1 protein-coding gene and 1 pseudogene are annotated in these 1,552 nt (G+C 68.1%); both read left to right on the top strand.

The annotated features are described in order from the left end of the window. Positions 1-390 (top strand): annotated as a pseudogene (locus I71_RS15675) (hypothetical protein); the annotation flags it as partial. Further along, positions 387-1,538, top strand: a complete 1,152-nt coding sequence (locus I71_RS15670) for a Gfo/Idh/MocA family protein (protein WP_042695780.1) — start codon at positions 387-389, stop codon at positions 1,536-1,538. The pseudogene I71_RS15675 and the gene I71_RS15670, both read left to right, overlap by 4 nt. Positions 1,539-1,552: the final 14 nt, after the last annotated feature.

Genomic DNA, 1,552 nt, shown 5'->3' with positions numbered 1-1,552 from the left:
CTCAACCGCGCCCGCTGCGCGGCGTGGGGCGCCCCGCACTTCATCTCCGCCGAGGATCTGACCTGCCAGGCCGGGTTGTCGGTGCAGCAGGACACCGCCCTGGTCGCCGTCCTCGGCATCCCGCATGCCGAGCGCAACGGGCACCAGTATGGCGAGGGCTTCGGCAGCCCCGCCGAGGCCGACGCCTTCCTCGCCGCCCATCCCGGTTTCTACGAACGCCACGCCGACGGAACGGTCAGGCTCGCCATCGGCTCCGGCCGGCTGCCGACCGCCCCGTTGCGCGGTCCCGGCTTCGCCCACAACACCGATTTCGGGGCCGAGCCCGACTGGTCCGGCCTTTCCCCCCTTTCAAACCCGACATCAGCGTTTTCCGAAGGAGTCCCCCCATGAGCACCAAGCGCCTTGGCCTCATCATGCACGGCGTCACCGGGCGGATGGGCATGAACCAGCACCTGATCCGTTCGATCCTGGCGATCCGCGCCCAGGGCGGCGTCACCCTGTCGGACGGCTCGCGCGTCATGCCCGACCCGATCATCGTCGGCCGCAATCCTGAGAAGATGCAGGAGCTGGCCCGCCGCCACGGCATCGAGCGCTGGAGCGACAACATCGACGCCGCACTCGACAATCCGGACGACGTGATCTTCTTCGACGCCGGCACCACCCAGATGCGCCCGACGCTGCTGGAGAAGGCGATCCGCGCCGGCAAGCATGTCTATTGCGAGAAGCCCATCGCCACCAACCTGGACGAGGCGCTGCGCGTCGTCCGGCTGGCCGCCGAGGCCGGGGTGAAGAACGGCACGGTGCAGGACAAGCTGTTCCTGCCCGGCCTGGAGAAGCTGCGCATGCTGCGCGACAGCGGCTTCTTCGGCCGCATGCTGTCGGTGCGCGGCGAGTTCGGCTACTGGGTGTTCGAAGGCGACTGGCAGCCGGCGCAGCGCCCGTCCTGGAACTACCGCGAGGAAGACGGCGGCGGCATCATCCTCGACATGATCTGCCACTGGCGCTACGTGCTCGACAACCTGTTCGGCACGGTGAAGAGCATCTCCTGCCTGGGCGCCACCCACATTCCGGAGCGCTGGGACGAGACGGGCAAGCCCTACAAGGCGACCGCCGACGATGCCGCCTATGCGATGTTCGAGCTTGAGGGCGGGGTGATCGCCACCATCAACTCCTCCTGGTGCACCCGCGTCTACCGCGACGATCTGGTGACCTTCCATGTCGACGGCACCAACGGTTCGGCGGTCGCGGGATTGACCGACTGCGTGATCCAGCCGCGCCAGGGCACGCCGCGCCCGGTGTGGAACCCCGACCAGAAGCAGACCATCGACTTCTACGACACCTGGCAGCCGATGCCCGACAACGCCGTGTTCGACAACGGTTTCAAGGTGCAGTGGGAGTCCTTCATCCGCCATGTGGTGGAGGATGCGCCCTACAAGCACGGCCTGATCGAGGGCGCCAAGGGCGTCCAGCTGGTGGAATGCGCGCTGCAGAGCTGGCGCGAGCGCCGCTGGGTCGACGTGCCGGCCATCGAGGGCTGAGGCGTTTGCCGGGG

The sequence above is a fragment of the Azospirillum sp. B506 genome (genome assembly GCF_000333595.1).
GTDB lineage: Bacteria > Pseudomonadota > Alphaproteobacteria > Azospirillales > Azospirillaceae > Azospirillum.
Note: the sequence above shows the minus strand (reverse complement) of the source record. Positions and strands in the feature narration are given on the sequence as shown.